Annotated in this window: 16 protein-coding genes; 3 read left to right on the top strand and 13 right to left on the bottom strand. The window is 73.3% G+C overall.

Annotation, left to right across the window (positions count from 1 at the left end; genetic code table 11):
* Nucleotides 1-51: 51 nt before the first annotated feature.
* The gene (locus OTB16_RS04445; RefSeq protein ID WP_267718530.1) at nucleotides 52-1278 is read right to left on the bottom strand and encodes a GlxA family transcriptional regulator; all 1227 of its coding nucleotides are present in this window, start codon (nucleotides 1276-1278) and stop codon (nucleotides 52-54) included.
* Between the two features lie 71 nt (nucleotides 1279-1349).
* On the opposite strand from OTB16_RS04445, the gene OTB16_RS04450 reads away from it, so the two are divergent.
* Complete coding sequence (locus tag OTB16_RS04450) at nucleotides 1350-2660, top strand: MFS transporter (RefSeq protein ID WP_267718531.1); 1311 nt, start codon at nucleotides 1350-1352, stop codon at nucleotides 2658-2660.
* 37 nt (nucleotides 2661-2697) lie between these two features.
* Here the strand turns inward: OTB16_RS04450 and OTB16_RS04455 are convergent, their stop codons facing one another.
* The 12 genes from OTB16_RS04455 to hrcA form a co-directional block, all read right to left on the bottom strand.
* Nucleotides 2698-3051, bottom strand: a complete 354-nt coding sequence (locus OTB16_RS04455; RefSeq protein WP_267718532.1) for a cytidine deaminase — start codon at nucleotides 3049-3051, stop codon at nucleotides 2698-2700.
* A gap of 86 nt (nucleotides 3052-3137) precedes the next feature.
* Nucleotides 3138-3500: an MmcQ/YjbR family DNA-binding protein gene (locus tag OTB16_RS04460; RefSeq protein WP_267718533.1), complete on the bottom strand. Its 363-nt coding sequence runs from the start codon at nucleotides 3498-3500 to the stop codon at nucleotides 3138-3140.
* Nucleotides 3497-4801, bottom strand: coding sequence for a hemolysin family protein (locus OTB16_RS04465; RefSeq protein ID WP_267718534.1), 1305 nt, complete (start codon nucleotides 4799-4801; stop codon nucleotides 3497-3499). The genes OTB16_RS04460 and OTB16_RS04465 overlap by 4 nt, the downstream gene beginning before the upstream one ends.
* Nucleotides 4798-5295: an rRNA maturation RNase YbeY gene (gene ybeY, locus OTB16_RS04470; protein WP_267718535.1), complete on the bottom strand. Its 498-nt coding sequence runs from the start codon at nucleotides 5293-5295 to the stop codon at nucleotides 4798-4800. The genes OTB16_RS04465 and ybeY overlap by 4 nt, the downstream gene beginning before the upstream one ends.
* A 13-nt stretch (nucleotides 5296-5308) precedes the next feature.
* A complete protein-coding gene (locus OTB16_RS04475; protein ID WP_267718536.1) occupies nucleotides 5309-6349 on the bottom strand; it encodes a PhoH family protein in 1041 nt (346 codons plus the stop codon).
* Between the two features lie 230 nt (nucleotides 6350-6579).
* Nucleotides 6580-7677: a carbohydrate kinase family protein gene (locus tag OTB16_RS04480; protein WP_267718537.1), complete on the bottom strand. Its 1098-nt coding sequence runs from the start codon at nucleotides 7675-7677 to the stop codon at nucleotides 6580-6582.
* A 683-nt stretch (nucleotides 7678-8360) separates the two neighbouring features.
* Nucleotides 8361-9269: a ribonuclease Z gene (locus OTB16_RS04485; RefSeq protein WP_267718538.1), complete on the bottom strand. Its 909-nt coding sequence runs from the start codon at nucleotides 9267-9269 to the stop codon at nucleotides 8361-8363.
* Between the two features lie 3 nt (nucleotides 9270-9272).
* Nucleotides 9273-9632 (bottom strand): histidine triad nucleotide-binding protein, encoded by a 360-nt coding sequence (locus tag OTB16_RS04490; RefSeq protein ID WP_267718539.1) that lies wholly within the window; start codon nucleotides 9630-9632, stop codon nucleotides 9273-9275.
* Nucleotides 9633-9769: 137 nt separating this feature from the next.
* The gene (locus OTB16_RS04495) at nucleotides 9770-10513 is read right to left on the bottom strand and encodes a 16S rRNA (uracil(1498)-N(3))-methyltransferase (RefSeq protein ID WP_267718540.1); all 744 of its coding nucleotides are present in this window, start codon (nucleotides 10511-10513) and stop codon (nucleotides 9770-9772) included.
* Nucleotides 10510-11601 carry a nitronate monooxygenase gene (locus OTB16_RS04500; RefSeq protein WP_267718541.1) on the bottom strand — a complete coding sequence of 364 codons (1092 nt, stop codon included), beginning with the start codon at nucleotides 11599-11601 and terminating at the stop codon, nucleotides 10510-10512. The genes OTB16_RS04495 and OTB16_RS04500 overlap by 4 nt, the downstream gene beginning before the upstream one ends.
* A gap of 155 nt (nucleotides 11602-11756) precedes the next feature.
* A complete protein-coding gene (gene dnaJ, locus OTB16_RS04505) occupies nucleotides 11757-12893 on the bottom strand; it encodes a molecular chaperone DnaJ (RefSeq protein WP_267718542.1) in 1137 nt (378 codons plus the stop codon).
* On the bottom strand, nucleotides 12894-13910 hold the full coding sequence (hrcA, locus tag OTB16_RS04510) for a heat-inducible transcriptional repressor HrcA (RefSeq protein ID WP_267718543.1): 1017 nt from the start codon (nucleotides 13908-13910) through the stop codon (nucleotides 12894-12896).
* Nucleotides 13911-14069: 159 nt separating this feature from the next.
* Here hrcA and OTB16_RS04515 point away from each other — a divergent pair, with 159 nt between their 5' ends.
* Nucleotides 14070-14795, top strand: a complete 726-nt coding sequence (locus OTB16_RS04515) for an MBL fold metallo-hydrolase (protein WP_267718544.1) — start codon at nucleotides 14070-14072, stop codon at nucleotides 14793-14795.
* Between the two features lie 28 nt (nucleotides 14796-14823).
* Nucleotides 14824-15624: a DUF3097 domain-containing protein gene (locus tag OTB16_RS04520; protein ID WP_267718545.1), complete on the top strand. Its 801-nt coding sequence runs from the start codon at nucleotides 14824-14826 to the stop codon at nucleotides 15622-15624.
* Nucleotides 15625-15671: the final 47 nt, after the last annotated feature.

The raw sequence follows: 15671 nt of genomic DNA on the forward strand, positions 1-15671 counted from the left end.
GAAGAAGTCAATGCGCGGACCCGGCATCAACTGATGGCCCATCAGGAGATGTCAGGATGCCCGCACCACGGCCACGGCCACGGGCTCGGCCTCGACCTTGCCCGCGCCCTCGCTCGCGCCCGCGCCCGCGCCACCGGCGTCCGCGTTCCCCCCGGCGCCCGTGCCGCCCCCGCTGCCCGTGCCGCCTTCGCGGAACGTGCGCCGGTACGCCGTCGGGCTCACCCCCAGCGCCGCCTGCACGTGCTTGCGCAGCGACTGGGCCGTCCCGAAGCCCGTCTCCCGCGCCACCTGTTCCACCGGCAGGTCCGTCCGCTCCAGCAGCCGCCGGGCCCGCTCCACCCGCTGCCCGGTGATCCACTGCCCGGGGCTGATCCCGGACTCCTCCCGGAAGCGGCGCGTGAAGGTCCGTACCGACATGGCCTCCTGCCGGGCCAGGTCGGTCAGGCGCAGCGGCTCGTGCAGCCGGTCCAGCACCCACGCGCGCGCCGCGGTGGTGCTCGCGAGCTGCGGCTCGGGCACCGGGCGCTCGATGAACTGGGCCTGGCCGCCCTCCCGGTGGGGCGGTACGACGGTCCGCCGCGCCACCTCGTTCGCGACGGCCGCCCCGTGGTCGCGGCGCACGATGTGCACGCACAGGTCGATCCCGGCGGCGACCCCGGCCGAGGTCAGCACGTCCCCGTCGTCGGTGTAGAGCACCCCGGGGTCCACCCGTACGGCCGGGAAGAGCCGCTGGAAGTGCTCGGCGGAGGCCCAGTGGGTGGTGGCCGGGCGGCCGTCGAGGTACCCCGCGGCGGCCAGCACGTACCCCCCGGTGCAGATGGAGACGAGCCGGGTGCCCGGGCGGATGTGCGCGAGGGCGGCGGCGAGCTCCGGGCTCAGCCGGCCGTGGTCGTAGACCGGCCCCAGCTCGTACGAGGCGGGCACCACCACCGTGTCGGCCGTGGCCAGCAGTTCGGGACCGTGCTCGACGTGGACGGCGAAGTCGGCGTCGGTGCGCACCGGCCCCGGGGCCAGCCCGCAAGTGAGGATCTCGTAGAGCGGCCGCCCGGCGGGGTCCTTCGCGCGCCCGAAGATCCGGTGCGGGATGCCGAGTTCGAAGGGCAGCAGTCCGGCGAGGGCGAGCACGACGACCCGGTGCGCCGCGACGCACCGCGCCTCCGGCCGCTCCGGCCCCGGCCGGCCCGACGGCTGCGGCGACTTCGGCAACGACAGCGGCAGCGGCAGCGGCAGCGGCAGCGAGGAGGACTGCGGCTTCACCTTCGGCTCCATGGCTGGCATGGCCCGATCGTAGCGAAGCATGACAGTCAGGCCACTGTCGTCCGCATCCCCGTGGGCCGGATGCTGGCCCCGTGACACAGACAGCCCCCGCCTCCACGGCCACCCCGCCCGCCCCGCGCCCGGCCGGACGGATCCACCGCGCGTGGTTCGTCGCGGCCGTCGCCTTCGTGACGATCATCGGGGCCGCCGGGTTCGCCTCCCTGCCCGGACTGCTCATCGAGCCGCTGCACACCGAGTTCGACTGGTCCCGCGGCACCATCGCCTTCGCCGTCTCGGTGAACCTCGCCCTGTACGGACTCACCGCGCCCTTCGCCGCCGCGCTGATGGACCGCTTCGGCATCCGCCGGGTCGTGGCGGTGGCCCTGCTCGTCATATCCGGCGGCTCGCTCGCCACCGTGTGGATGACCGCGTCCTGGCAGCTGGTGCTGTTCTGGGGCGTCCTGGTGGGGCTGGGCAGCGGCTCGATGGCTCTGGCCTTCGCCGCGACGGTGACGAACCGCTGGTTCACGGCCCGGCGCGGGCTCGTCACCGGCGTCCTGACCGCGGCCGGCGCCTCCGGCCAGCTGATCTTCCTGCCACTGCTGGCCTGGCTGGTGGAGCACCACGGCTGGCGCCCGGCGGCGGTGACCGTCTCGCTGGCAGCCACGGCCGTCGTCCCGTTCGTATGGCTTCTGCTGCGCGACCATCCGGCGGACGTGGGCCTCGCCCCGTACGGGGGCGCGTACACCGCCAAGCCCGCCCCCGTCCCGGGGGCCGCGCGCCGGGCCGTGACGGTGCTGTTCAAGGCCGCGCGCACGGGCCCCTTCTGGCTGCTGGCCGGCACCTTCGCCATCTGCGGGGCCTCGACGAACGGCCTGGTGCGGACCCACTTCGTACCGGCCGCGCACGACCACGGCATGCCGGTGACGGCCGCGGCGGGGCTGCTTGCGGTGATCGGCGTGTTCGACGTCGTCGGCACGATCGCCTCGGGCTGGTTCACCGACCGCTTCGAGGCCCGGCGGCTGCTGGCCGTCTACTACGCCCTGCGCGGGGTGTCGCTGCTGTTCCTGCCGATGCTGCTGGCCCCGTCGGTCCAGCCCCCGCTGATCTTCTTCATCGTGTTCTACGGCCTGGACTGGGTCGCGACCGTCCCGCCGACCATCGCGCTGTGCCGGGAGCACTACGGCGACGACAGCGCGATCGTCTTCGGCTGGGTGCTGGCCTCGCACCAGGTGGGGGCGGCCGTGGTGGCCTTCCTGGGCGGCCTGGCGCGGGACGCCTTCGGCTCGTACGACGTCGTCTGGTACGCCTCGGGAGCGCTGTGCGCGATGGCCGCGCTGATGGCGATGGTCATCCGCCGGTCCCCCGCGCGGCCCGAGCCGCCGCTGCCCGCCCCGGCCTGACCCAGGTCCGGGCCGGCCGGCGGGGGGCGTACGGGTGTCAGCCGGCCGGGGTGGTGGACTTCAGGGTGCCGTCCGGGGCCGCCAGGAGGACCGGGGTGTCCGGCCCGCCCAGGTCGCGGACGGCCGCGCGGTCGGCCTCGGCGGGGGCGTCGGCCGCGCTGACCACGGCGGCGGCCTCCAGGGACTGCGCCCCGCTGGCCACGGCCATCGCGACGGCCGTCTGCAGGGCGCTGAGCTTCAGGGAGTCCAGCTCCACCGTCCCGGCGACGTACGTGCGGCCCGTCTCGTCGCGCACCGCCGCCCCCTCGGGCACGCCGTTGCGGGCCCGGGCGCTGCGCGCCAGCGTGATGATCTTGCTGTCCTCGGGGTCGATCCCGGTGCTGTCGGTCATGGGCGGAAGCATAGGGAGCTCCCGGACGGAGCGCCCGGGCGGGGCCGCGCCGCGGACCCGCCGCGCCGCCCCGCCCCGCGACCGGATCAGGGGCGGTCGAGCCGCAGCCGCTCCGCCTTCGGCAGGCCCGCCACCACGAGGTCGTACGAGTCCTCGACCAGCTCCCGCACCAGCGCGTCCGGCAGCCCGTCCGGCCCGCCCACCGTCACGGTGTTCCAGTGCCGCTTGTTCATGTGATAGCCGGGCACGATCGCCTCGTGCTCCTCGCGCAGCCGCACCGCCAGCTCGGGCTCGCACTTGAGGTTGACCTTCAGCGGCTCCCCGTCGAGCGCGGAGAGCGCGAACACCTTGCCCAGCACCTTGAACACCGAGGTCTCCGGGGTGAAGGGGAACTCCTCCACCGCCGCGTTGAAACCGAGGCACAGGGCGCGCAGCCGTTCCGGGGTCATTCGCCCTCCTCGCCCTCGGCCGCCGCCGGGGCGACCGGTTCGACCAGCACCGTCACGATCTTGTTCCGGCGGCCGGCCGGGGACTCGGCCGTCAGGCGCAGCGGACGCCCGTCCGGAAGCTCCACCAGCGCCGAGGCGCCCGCGATCGGCACCCGGCCGAGCGCCTTGGCGAGCAGCCCGCCGACCGTCTCCACGTCCTCGTCGTCGAAGGCCTCGACCTTGAACAGCTCACCGAGGTCGGTGATGTCCAGGCGCGCCGTGACCCGGTAGCTGTCCTCGCCCAGGTCCTCGACCGGCGGGATCTCGCGGTCGTACTCGTCGGTGATCTCGCCGACGATCTCCTCGAGGATGTCCTCGATGGTGACGATGCCGGCGGTGCCGCCGTACTCGTCGATGACGACGGCCACGTGATTTCGCACCGACTGCATCTCGCGGAGCAGGTCGCCCGCGTTCTTGGTGTCGGGCACGAAGAGGGCGGGCCGCATCACCGTCGACACGAGGTCGGACTCCGCTTCCCGGCTGACGTGCGTCTTGCGGACGAGGTCCTTCAGGTACACGATCCCGACGATGTCGTCCTCGTTCTCCCCGGTGACCGGTATGCGCGAGAAGCCCGACCGCAGCGCCAGCGTGGTCGCCTGACGGATCGTCTTGTACCGCTCGATGCAGATCAGGTCGGTCCGCGGCACCATCACCTCGCGCACCAGGGTGTCGCCGAGCTCGAAGACCTGGTGCACCATCCGGCGCTCGTCGTCCTCGATCAGCGATTCCTTCTCCGCCAGGTCCACCATCGCCCGCAGCTCGGCCTCGGAGGCGAACGGCCCCTTGCGGAAGCCCTTCCCGGGCGTGAGCGCGTTGCCGATGAGGATCAGCAGCTGCGGGATCGGACCCATGATCCGCGCGAGCGGCACGAGCACGTACGCCGCCGCCGTCGCGGTGTTCAGCGGGTGCTGGCGGCCGATCGTACGGGGCGAGACGCCGACGGCGACGTACGAGACCAGCACCATCACGGCGATGGCCACGAGCAGCGCGGTCCAGTTCTCCCCGAACTCGTCGAGGCAGACGTACGTGACGAGCACGCCCGCCGCCATCTCGCAGGTGACGCGGACCAGCAGCGCCACGTTGACGTAGCGGGTGGGGTCGGCGGAGACCTGGGCGAGCTTCGCGCTGCCGCGCCGGCCCTCGCGTACGGCCTGGTCGGCGCGGAAGCTGGAGATCCGGGCGATCCCGGACTCGGCGCACGCCGCGAACCAGGCCACGACCACCAGCAGGACCGCGCCGGTGATGAGCTGGGCGGCGTTCACGAAACGGTCGGGGCCGGGGACGGACCGGTCATTCCGCGCTCACCGCGCCAGCCGTCGACGATGGCCGCCTGGAGACCGAACATCTCGACCTTCTCGTCCGGCTCCTCGTGGTCGTACCCGAGCAGGTGCAGCACCCCGTGGACGGTCAGGAGCTGGAGCTCCTCGTCCATGGAGTGCTGCGTCGGGGCGTCCTCGCCCTGCTTCTTGGCGACCTCGGGGCAGAGCACGATGTCACCGAGGAGCCCCTGCGGGGGCTCCTCGTCGTCCTTCGTCGGCGGACGGAGCTCGTCCATCGGGAAGGACATGACGTCGGTGGGTCCGGGCAGGTCCATCCACTGGATGTGGAGCTGCTCCATCGCCCCTTCGTCGATCACGATGACGGAGAGCTCGGAGAGCGGGTGGATCCGCATCCGGGTGAGCGCGTAGCGGGCGATGTCGAGGATCGCCCGCTCGTCGACCTCGGTTCCGGACTCGTTGTTGACGTCGATCGACATGGTGCGCTGGGTTCTACTTCCGCTGATGGCCGTCCGGGGCCGGCCGGGTCTCGTCGTACTGTTCGTACGCGTCGACGATACGGCCGACCAGCTTGTGCCGGACGACATCCTCGGAGGTGAGCCTCGAGAAGTGGATGTCGGGCACGCCCTCCAGGATGTCCTGCACCTGCCGCAGCCCGCTCTTGGCCCCGCCGGGGAGGTCGACCTGCGTCACGTCACCGGTGACGACGATCTTCGAATCGAAGCCGAGGCGGGTCAGGAACATCTTCATCTGCTCGGTGGTGGTGTTCTGCGCCTCGTCGAGGACGACGAACGCCTCATTCAGAGTGCGACCCCTCATGTACGCCAGCGGCGCCACCTCGATGGTGCCCGCGGCCATCAGGCGCGGGATCGAGTCGGGGTCGATCATGTCGTGCAGCGCGTCGTAGAGCGGGCGCAGGTACGGGTCGATCTTGTCGAAGAGGGTGCCCGGCAGGAAGCCGAGCCGCTCCCCCGCCTCGACGGCGGGCCGGGTCAGGATGATCCGGCTGACCTGCTTGGACTGGAGCGCCTGGACGGCCTTGGCCATCGCGAGGTAGGTCTTTCCGGTACCGGCGGGGCCGATGCCGAAAACGATCGTGTTCTTGTCGATCGCGTCGACGTACCGCTTCTGATTGAGGGTCTTGGGGCGGATGGTGCGGCCGCGGCTGGAGAGGATGTTCTGGGTGAGGACCTCGGCGGGCGTCTCCTCGGAGCCGCCCTTGCCGTTGGTGCTCGCCTTGAGCATGCCGATCGAGCGTTCCACTGCGTCCTCCGTCATCGGCTGCCCGGTGCGGAGCACCAGCATCATCTCGTCGAACAGGCGCTGGATCAGGGCGACTTCCGCCGCGTCACCGATCGCGCTGACCTGATTGCCCCGCACATGGATGTCGGCCTTCGGGAAGGCCCTCTCGATCACGCGCAGCAGGACGTCGCCCGAACCGAGCACCGTCACCATCGGGTGCGTCGCGGGAACGGTGAAGTGGGCGCGCGCCTGGCCCGGCGCCGGGGTGTGGGATGTCGGTGTCTGAGTCATGGGCCGGCACTGTGGCCTGCACATACCTCCCGCTGGGGGGCCGCGCCGATCGACGGCCTCGGACTACCAAGCCTACGTCTCCGGCGCGTCTTCCCCGAGGGGTTTTACGCCCGCCCGGGCCGCCGGAACCGCGCGCACCCCCGCGGCCCCCGCTACGGGGCGGGGAGCACCGGCCGGCGGGGCGGCCCGGGGCGTGCCCCGCCGGCCGGACGGGACCTCGGCGACACGGCCTACGCGGAGTGCCGGAAGCCGATCGTCGGCACCGCGCGGCGCCGCGCCGCCGGGGTCGTTCCCGGCGGCATCAGGTCGTCCAGGAACGCGTACCGGCCGCGCAGGTCGTGCGGCGCGGCGTGCCACCAGTAGGCGACCTCCGGCCAGCCGGGGGCCGACAGGGAGCCGCCGAACTCCTGGACCGACAGCGCCGCCGTCAGCCCGGCGAAGGCCAGCCGGTCCGCCAGCGGCCAGCCCGCCAGGGTCCCGGTGACGAAGCCCGCCACGTACACGTCCCCCGCCCCCGTCGGGTCCAGCGCCTCCACCGCGATCCCCGGGACCTGGGCGCTCTCCCCGGTGCGCCCGTCCACGGCGTACGAGCCCTCCGCGCCCATCGTCACCACCGCGATCGGCACCTTCTCGGCCAGCGCCCGGGCCGCCGCCCGCGGGCATTCGGTCCGCGTGTACCGCATCGCCTCACCCGCGTTCGGCAGAAAGGCCTCGCAGTGCTCCAGGTCGGCCAGTGCCCCCAGGTCCCAGCGGCCGCTCTCGTCCCAGCCCACGTCCCCGAAGACCCGCGAGCCGCGCCGCGCGGCCTCGCCGATCCATTCCTCGCCGCGGCCCGGTCCCAGCGAGGCCACGGCCGCGCGGGCCCTCGGCGGGCACTGCGGGAAGGGGCCGGGGCCGGCCGGCGGCGGGGCCTCGTGGCCGTGCGAGACCATCGTGCGCTCGCCCTCGTAGGCCATCGAGACCGTGACCGGGCTGTGCCAGCCGGGGACGGTCCGGGACATGGACAGGTCGATGGCCTCGCCCTGTTCGAGCGCGTCCCAGCAGTATTCGCCGTAGTGGTCGTCCCCGAACGCCGCGGCCAGCGAGGTGCGCAGGCCGAGCCGGGCGAGCGCGGTCGCCATGTTGGCGACGCCGCCGGGGCTGGAGCCCATTCCTCGCGCCCAGGACTCCGTGCCGCGCACCGGGGCCGAGTCGAGGCCGGTGAAGATGATGTCGAGGAAGACGGTTCCGGTCAGGAAGACGTCGCAGCCGGGTTCCTCGGGGTCGCGCACCGGACCGAGCGGATCCACGGCGGCTGAGAGGCTGTCGAAGCTGTCCCGACTGGTCACGGTGTGCTCCCCGTTGTTCTGGAAGGGTCGTTTCTACGTGCGGGCCTGCAGTGGAAAGCTGCCAGCCCTGCCCGTGCCGGACGGCAGCAAAACCCAGTGTGGCGCAGATCACCACAGGAACGCTCTTCTCCTCAACTCCAGCCCCTTGACGGACAGGGGCCCCGCTCACTCTGCGGCACCTCCCGCGTACCTCCTGGAACACGCGTGCAGCACCGCGCCTCCGCGCCCTTCCGCCGCCCGGCCCCTCGTGGCCCACGGGCCGCGCCCGGCCGCCCGGACCGGGCTGCTGCTCGCGGTGGCCGGCAGGCCGGGCTGTCGGAGGTCACCCTCGGCGTGGCCTTCGCCGCGGCGCTGGGCGCGGGCCCGCTCGGGGTGACGGCGGCCTCCGCCCTCGGCGCCCGCCTGGGGCGCCGGTTCGGTCCGCCGCCGGGGCGGGGCCGCGGCGGCGGTCCTGGCGGCCGGTGCGGGTGCTCCGTCGGGCGCGGTGCCGCGGGTGGGCGCCGCGGAGCTGGAGGTCGCGGAGCTGGAGGTCGCGGAGATCCCGCTGCGCCGGCTCCCCCGCCGCGTACTGCTGCGCGCGCCGGCCCCCCGCCGCCCCCGCCCCCGCGACGGCGCGCGCGTCCAGGACGGCTCCCGGGGCAGGGGCGGGCCGGGGCGGCGTGGAGCGCGACGCTTCGCCAGGGCTAGGACGCCCGCCTGGGGACCGGTACGCGGATCAGGTCCGCCGCCACCGTCAGCTCCCCCTCGAACCCCGCGGCACGGGCCTGCCGTTCGAACTCCGAGGGGTCCGGGTAGCGCTGCGAGAAGTGCGTCAGCACCAGGTGCCGTACGCCCGCCTCACGCGCCACACCGGCCGCCTGGCCCGCGGTGAGGTGGCCGTGGTCGACCGCCAGCCGGACGTCCTCGTCGAGGAAGGTCGACTCGATCACCAGCATGTCGCAGCCGTCGGCGAGCTCCGCCACCCCGTCGCACAGCCTGGTGTCCATGACGAAGGCGAACCGCTGCCCGGGCCTGGCTTCGCTGACGTCGTCCAGGGTGACCTCGCCGAGGCGCCCGTCCCGCTGGAGCCGGCCCACGTCCGGTCCCTTGACGCCGTGCCGCGCGAGCAGCTCCGGCACCATGCGGCGCCCGTCCGGCTCGGTCAGCCGGTACCCGAAGGACTCCACCGGGTGCGAGAGCAGCCGCGCCTCCAGCGTGTACGAGGCCTCCCGCGCCAGGACCCCGTCCCGCGCCACCGGCTCCTCGCGCAGCTCCACCGTCTCCCGGTAGGCCGTCGCGTACCGCAGCCGGTCGAAGAACTTCTGTCCCGAGGCCGGGTAGTGCGCGGTGACCGGGTGCGGGACCCGGTCCAGGTTGATGCGCTGGATCACCCCGGCCAGCCCCAGGCTGTGGTCGCCGTGGAAGTGCGTGACGCAGATCCGGTTTATGTCGTGCGCGGCGACCCCGGCGCGGAGCATCTGGCGCTGGGTGCCCTCGCCCGGGTCGAAGAGGATGCCCTCGCCGTCCCAGCGCAGCAGGTACCCGTTGTGGTTGCGGTGGCGGGTGGGCACCTGGCTGGCGGTGCCCAGCACCACGAACTCTCGTACGGACACGGTCTATCCGGGGGGCCACTCGAGGCCGCGCCCGCCGAGGACGTGCGCGTGCGCGTGGAAGACGGTCTGGCCGGCGCCGGCGCCGGTGTTGAAGACGATCCGGTAGCCCTGTCCGTCGACTTTCTCGTCCGCCGCCACCTGCCCGGCCTCGCGCAGCACGTCGGCGGCGATGCCCGGCTCGGCGGCGGCGAGCGATGCGGCGTCCGGGTAGTGGGCCTTGGGGATGACGAGTACGTGCGTGGGCGCCTTCGGGCTGACGTCCCGGAAGGCGATGGTCGTTTCGGTCTCCCGGACGACGGTCGCCGGGATGTCCCCCGTGGCGATCTTGCAGAACAGGCAGTCGGCCTGCGGTTCCCCGGCCATTGGTACGCCTTCCGTGACGGTGATCGGTCCGGGCATCGTATCCAGCCCGGCCCCGGTCACGCCGGGCGCCCTTTCAGGACCGGCGCCCCGGCTTCACCGGCCGTTTCAGTGCCGGCGCCCCGGCGCCACCGGCCCGTTCAGGACCAGCGCCCCGTCCGCGCCAGCAGCACCGCCGTCGCGGCGGTGCCCGCCGTGGAGGTGCGCAGGACCGAGCGGCCCAGCCGGTACGGGTGGGCCCCGACGGCCGCGAACGCCGCGAGCTCGTCCGGGGAGACCCCGCCCTCCGGGCCGACCACCAGGACGACGGAGCCAGCCGCGGGCAGGGCCGCCGAGGCCAAGGCCTGCGAGGGGGTGTCGCGGTCCTCGTGGAGGACCATCGCCAGGTCGGCGCCGGCCAGCAGCGTGGCGACCTGCTTGGTGGACAGGACCTCGGCCACCTCCGGGAAGCGGACCCGGCGGGACTGCTTGCCCGCCTCACGTGCCGTGGCCCGCCACTTGGCCAGGGACTTGGCGCCGCGGTCGCCGCGCCACTGGGTGATGCAGCGCGAGGCCTGCCACGGCACGATCGCGTCGACGCCGGTCTCGGTCATGGTCTCGACGGCCAGCTCGCCCCGGTCGCCCTTGGGCAGCGCCTGGACCACGGTGATCCGGACGGCCGGTTCGGGTTCCTCGAAGACCCCGGAGACCGCCACGACGAGCCGGTCCTTGCCCTCCGCGGCTTTGACCGCGCCCTGCGCCCAGCGGCCGCGGCCGTCCGCGAGGACCACCGCCTCGCCCGGGTTCAGCCGCTTCACGGACACCGCGTGCCGGCCCTCGGGGCCGTCCAGGACGAACTCCGCCCCCGCGGGGACCTCTTCGACCACGAACACCGGGGCCGTCATGACACGCTCCTCATCTGCCTTGCCTTCAACGTGTTCTGTGCTTCGGCCAGTTCGGCGGCGAGCACCTCCACCAGCTCTCCGGCCGGCAGCGCCCGCGCCAGCCGGTGCCCCTGGCCGGCCCACAGGGCCATGCCCTGCGGATCGCCGGCCGCGGCGGCCGCCTTGCGCAGCCCCGAGGTCAGGTGGTGGACCTGCGGGTACGCGGCCGGGGCGTACGGCCCGTGCTCGCGCATGAAGCGGTTGACCAGCCCCCTGGCCGGCCGCCCGGAGAAGGCGCGGGTCAGTTCGGTCCGTACGAAGAGCGGGTCCGTCAGCGCCTTCTTGTGCAGCGGGTGCGCCCCCGACTCGGGGCAGGCGAGGAAGGCCGTCCCGAGCTGGGCCGCCTCGGCGCCCGCCGCGAGCAGCGCCGCGACCTGCGAGCCCCGCATCAGCCCGCCCGACGCGATGATCGGGAGGGCCACGGATTCCCGTACCTGCGCCACCAGCGCCAGCAGTCCGACGGCCGCGGTGCCGTCGGCCTGCGGGTCGTCGCGGTGGGTGCCCTGGTGGCCGCCGGCCTCCACGCCCTGGACGCAGACCGCGTCGGCGCCCACCTCCTGCGCGTCGCGGGCCTCCTCGACCGAGGTCACCGTGACGACGGTGTACGTACCGGCCTTGCGCAGCGCGGTGAGCGCCGCGCCGGAGGGCCGGCCGAAGGTGAAGGAGACGACGGGGACGGGGTCCTCCAGGAGGATGGCGAGCTTGGCGTCGTAGCCGTCGTCGGAGGTGCCCATGATGTCCTCGGCGGCGAGGGAGATCCCGTACCAGTTGGCCTCGCCGGCCAGCTGGCCGCGGTACGCCTCGACGGCGGCCGGGTCCACGTAGCCGGTCTGCGGCAGGAAGAGGTTGACGCCGAACGGGCGCCGGGTGAGGGCGCGCACCTGCTTGATCTCCTGGTACATGCCGTCGGCGGTCTTGTACCCGCCGGCCAGGAAGCCCAGTCCGCCCGCCTCGCACACGGCTGCGGCGAGCGGGGGACACGAGGCGCCGCCCGCCATGGGAGCCTGCACGATCGGGTACGGAGAAAGACCGTTCGGTGCGGTGGACATGGACTGCATCGTGCCATGTCCCGCTCATCGCACCGAATCACGGCATTCGCCTGGCATAGTCCGCATCCGGCCCGGGAACGCCCCGGCCGGGCCGGATGCGGCGAGCCCGGCCGGGGTGTTCCCGGGCCGGGCTCGTACGCGTGCTCGCGGGCCGTTCAGCGGCCGTTGAAGGCGTCCTTCAGGCGGCTGAACAGGCCCTGCTGGCCCGGCGCGAACTGCCCCGTGGGCCGCTCCTCGCCGCGCAGCTTCGCCAGCTGGCGCAGCAGTTCCTCCTGCTGGGCGTCCAGCTTGCTCGGGGTGGTGACCTCGACGTGCACGATGAGGTCGCCGCGCCCGCCGCCGCGCAGGTGCGTGACGCCGCGCCCGTGCAGCGGGATCGCCTGCCCGGACTGGGTGCCGGGCCGGATGTCGATCTCCTCCAGGCCGTCGAGCGTCTCCAGCGGGCACTTGGTGCCCAGCGAGGCCGCCGTCATCGGGATGGTGACCGTGCAGTGCAGGTCGTCCCCGCGGCGCTGGAACGTCGAGTGCGGCAGTTCGTGGATCTCCACGTACAGGTCTCCGGCGGGGCCGCCGCCGGGGCCGACCTCGCCCTCGCCCGCGAGCTGGATGCGGGTGCCGTTCTCGACGCCCGCCGGGATCTTGACCGTGAGGCTGCGGCGGGACCGGACCCGGCCGTCGCCCGCGCACTCGGGGCACGGGGTCGGGACGACGGTGCCGAAGCCCTGGCACTGCGGGCAGGGGCGCGAGGTCATGACCTGGCCCAGGAAGGACCGGGTGACCTGCGAGACCTCACCGCGGCCGCGGCACATGTCACACGTCTGCGCCGAGGTGCCGGGGGCGGCGCCCTCACCGGAGCAGGTCGTGCACACGACGGCCGTGTCGACCTGGATGTCCTTGGTGGTCCCGAAGGCCGCCTCGTCCAGTTCCAGGTCCAGGCGGATCATGGCGTCCTGGCCGCGGCGGGTCCGCGAGCGCGGGCCGCGCTGCTGACTCTGGCCGAAGAAGGCGTCCATGATGTCGGAGAAGTTGCCGAAGCCGCCCGCCCCGAATCCGCCCGCGCCGCCGCCGCCCGAGGAGGACAGCGGGTCGCCGCCGAGGTCGTAGACCTGCTTCTTCTGCGGGTCCGAGAGGACCTCGTACGCCGCGTTGATCTCCTTGAAACGCTCTTGCGTCTTGGGATCGGGATTCACATCCGGGTGCAGCTCGCGCGCAAGCCGCCGGAATGCCTTCTTGATCTCGTCCTGGGAAGCGTCGCGGCGCACGCCGAGAACGGCGTAGTAGTCCGTGGCCACTTACGACTCCGCCAGGATCTGTCCGACGTAACGTGCCACTGCGCGTACCGCTCCCATCGTTCCGGGGTAATCCATGCGGGTCGGTCCGACCACGCCGAGTTTGGCGACGGCTTCGCCGCCCGAACCGTAACCGACCGAGACGACCGACGTGGAGTTCAGTCCCTCGTAGGCGTTCTCATGCCCGATCCGTACGGCCATTCCCGACTCACTGGCCTCGCCCAGCAGCTTGAGGAGCACGACCTGCTCCTCCAGCGCTTCGAGCACCGGCCTGATCGTCAGGGGAAAATCGTGTCCGAAGCGGGTGAGATTGGCGGTTCCGCCGATCATCAGCCGTTCCTCGGCTTCCTCGACCAGGGTTTCGAGGAGCGTCGCGAGCACGGTGGAGACCGTGGCGCGGTCGTCGGCCTCGAAGGACTCGGGGAGGTCCTGGACGAGCGGGGGCACATCGGTGAAGCGGCGGCCGACGACCCGGCTGTTGAGCCGGGCCCGCAGGTCCGCGAGCGAGGTCTCCCCGAAGGGGGTCTGGCAGTCGATGAGCCGCTGCTCGACGCGCCCGGTGTCCGTGATCAGTACGAGCATCAGCCGGGCCGGGGCCAGCGACAGCAGCTCGACGTGACGCACGGTGGAGCGCGTCAGCGAGGGGTACTGGACGACGGCGACCTGCCGGGTGAGCTGCGCGAGCAGCCGCACCGTACGGCCGACGACGTCGTCGAGGTCCACCGCGCCGTCGAGGAAGTTCTGGATGGCCCGGCGCTCGGGCGTCGACAGGGGTTTGACACCCGCCAGCCGGTCGACGAAGAGCCGGTAACCCTTGTCGGTGGGGATGCGGCCGGCGCTGGTGTGGGGCTGGGCGATGTAGCCCTCGTCCTCCAGCACGGCCATGTCGTTGCGCACGGTGGCGGGTGAGACGCCGAGCCGGTGCCGCTCGGTCAGAGCCTTGGAGCCGACCGGCTCCTCGGTCCCGACGTAGTCCTGGACGATGGCGCGCAGCACTTCGAGCCTGCGTTCACTGAGCATCGCGCACACCTCCAGCTGTGGTCCGTCGCCGTGTTGCGCCGGCGTTCGTTGGCACTCCGTTTGGCACTCTGGTCGTTCGAGTGCCAGAGACCCCCCGGTCAGTGTACGGCCGGGTGGTGACGCCCTGGCAAGGGCGGCCCGTCAGGGTAGCGTCGCCGCATGGACGTGCGATGGGAAGAGGCGGGCTGGGAACGGCTGACCGGACGGGCCGGACGGCGGCGTCTTCCGGTGTGGGACTGCACGGTGGGACTGGTGGTGGGGGACGAGTCGGTGCTCCTGATCGACCCCGGTTCGTGCCTGCGGGAGGGTGTGGAGATCCGTGCCGGGGCCGAGCGGCTGACGGGTCGCCGCGTGACCCATATCGCATTCACGCACGGGCATTTCGATCACGTTCTGGGCGCGGCGGCGTTCTCCGGGGCCGAGGTGTACGCCGCGGTCGGGCTGGACTCCGTCCTGGACGCCGGGCGGGAGCCGCTGCGGCGGACCGCGGTGCGGCACGGGCTGGCCGCGTCGGAGGCGGCGGAGGCCGTCGAGCTGCTGGTGCTCCCCCGGCACGCGGTGTCGGGCGAGTGGACGCTGGAGCTGGGCGGTGTGCGGGTGCTGCTGGCCAACCTGGGGCCGGGGCACACGGGGCACGACCTGGCGGTGTTCGTCCCGGGAGAGCGCGAGACGGTCTTCTGCGGCGACCTGGTGGAGGAGTCGGGCGAGCCGCAGGCGGGCGGCGACGCGGTGCCGGCCCGCTGGCCGGACGCCCTGGACCGGCTGCTGGCCCTGGGCGGTGACGACGCGCTGTACGTACCGGGTCACGGAGCGGTGGTCGACGCGGCCTTCGTCCGTGCGCAACGCGCCACACTGGCCGCGCGTTTCGGCGTGTCGGAGGCGTGATCGCCGCGCCTCTCCTACTGTCGGCCGGATGCGCGAGTACTCCCCCGACCTGACCCCGCAGTGGAAGCGCCCCAAGGCCGTGCCCGAGGTGGCGGCGGAGCCCGACCTGGTGGTCGAGGCCGCCGGTACGGACTTCTGCGGCGCGGTGGTGGGCTGCGAGGCGGGCACGGTGACCCTGGAGGACCGGTTCGGCAAGCGGCGGGTGTTCCCGATGGAACCCGCCGCGTTCCTGCTGGACGGCGCGGTGGTCACCCTGGTCCGCCCGCCGCGCGGCCCGGTGGCACCGTCCCGTACGGCGTCGGGGTCGATCGCCGTCCCGGGGGCGCGGGCGCGGGTGGCGCGGGCCGGCCGGATCTACGTCGAGGGGCGGCACGACGCGGAGCTGGTGGAGCGGGTCTGGGGCGACGACCTGCGGATCGAGGGCGTGGTGGTGGAGTACCTGGAGGGGATCGACGACCTCCCGGCGATCGTGGCGGAGTTCGGACCGGGTCCGGACGCCCGGCTCGGCGTCCTCGTGGACCACCTGGTGCCGGGGTCGAAGGAGTCCCGCATCGCGGCCGCCGTGACCTCGCCGGACGTGCTGATCGCGGGCCACCCGTACGTGGACGTCTGGCAGGCGGTGAAGCCGTCCGCGCTGGGCATCGCCGCGTGGCCGGTGGTGCCGCGCGGGCAGGACTGGAAGACGGGCGTCTGCCGGGCCCTGGGCTGGCCGGAGAACACGGGGGCCGCCTGGCAGCACATCCTGTCGCGGGTGACCTCGTACAAGGACCTGGAGCCGACGCTGCTGGGCCGCGTCGAGGAGCTGATCGACTTCGTGACGGCCCCCTGAGGCCGCCGTTCTCCCCTCGGCCGCCCGTGACCCGTCACCTGTCACCC

The organism is Streptomyces antarcticus, assembly GCF_026627255.1.
In the GTDB taxonomy this organism is placed as follows: Bacteria; Actinomycetota; Actinomycetes; order Streptomycetales; family Streptomycetaceae; genus Streptomyces; species Streptomyces antarcticus.

Bases quoted from the DNA above. Each gene is read 5' to 3' on its own strand.
- OTB16_RS04520 (WP_267718545.1), top strand. From the start codon at position 14,824: ATGCGCGAGTACTCCCCCGACCTGACCCCGCAGTGGAAGCGCCCCAAG.
- OTB16_RS04455 (WP_267718532.1), bottom strand. From the start codon at position 3,051: ATGACCGACAGCACCGGGATCGACCCCGAGGACAGCAAGATCATCACG.
- OTB16_RS04490 (WP_267718539.1), bottom strand. From the start codon at position 9,632: ATGGCCGGGGAACCGCAGGCCGACTGCCTGTTCTGCAAGATCGCCACG.
- OTB16_RS04475 (WP_267718536.1), bottom strand. From the start codon at position 6,349: ATGACTCAGACACCGACATCCCACACCCCGGCGCCGGGCCAGGCGCGC.
- OTB16_RS04460 (WP_267718533.1), bottom strand. From the start codon at position 3,500: ATGACCCCGGAACGGCTGCGCGCCCTGTGCCTCGGTTTCAACGCGGCG.
- OTB16_RS04495 (WP_267718540.1), bottom strand. From the start codon at position 10,513: ATGACGGCCCCGGTGTTCGTGGTCGAAGAGGTCCCCGCGGGGGCGGAG.
- ybeY (WP_267718535.1), bottom strand. From the start codon at position 5,295: ATGTCGATCGACGTCAACAACGAGTCCGGAACCGAGGTCGACGAGCGG.
- OTB16_RS04445 (WP_267718530.1), bottom strand. From the start codon at position 1,278: ATGCCAGCCATGGAGCCGAAGGTGAAGCCGCAGTCCTCCTCGCTGCCG.
- OTB16_RS04515 (WP_267718544.1), top strand. From the start codon at position 14,070: ATGGACGTGCGATGGGAAGAGGCGGGCTGGGAACGGCTGACCGGACGG.
- OTB16_RS04500 (WP_267718541.1), bottom strand. From the start codon at position 11,601: ATGTCCACCGCACCGAACGGTCTTTCTCCGTACCCGATCGTGCAGGCT.
- hrcA (WP_267718543.1), bottom strand. From the start codon at position 13,910: ATGCTCAGTGAACGCAGGCTCGAAGTGCTGCGCGCCATCGTCCAGGAC.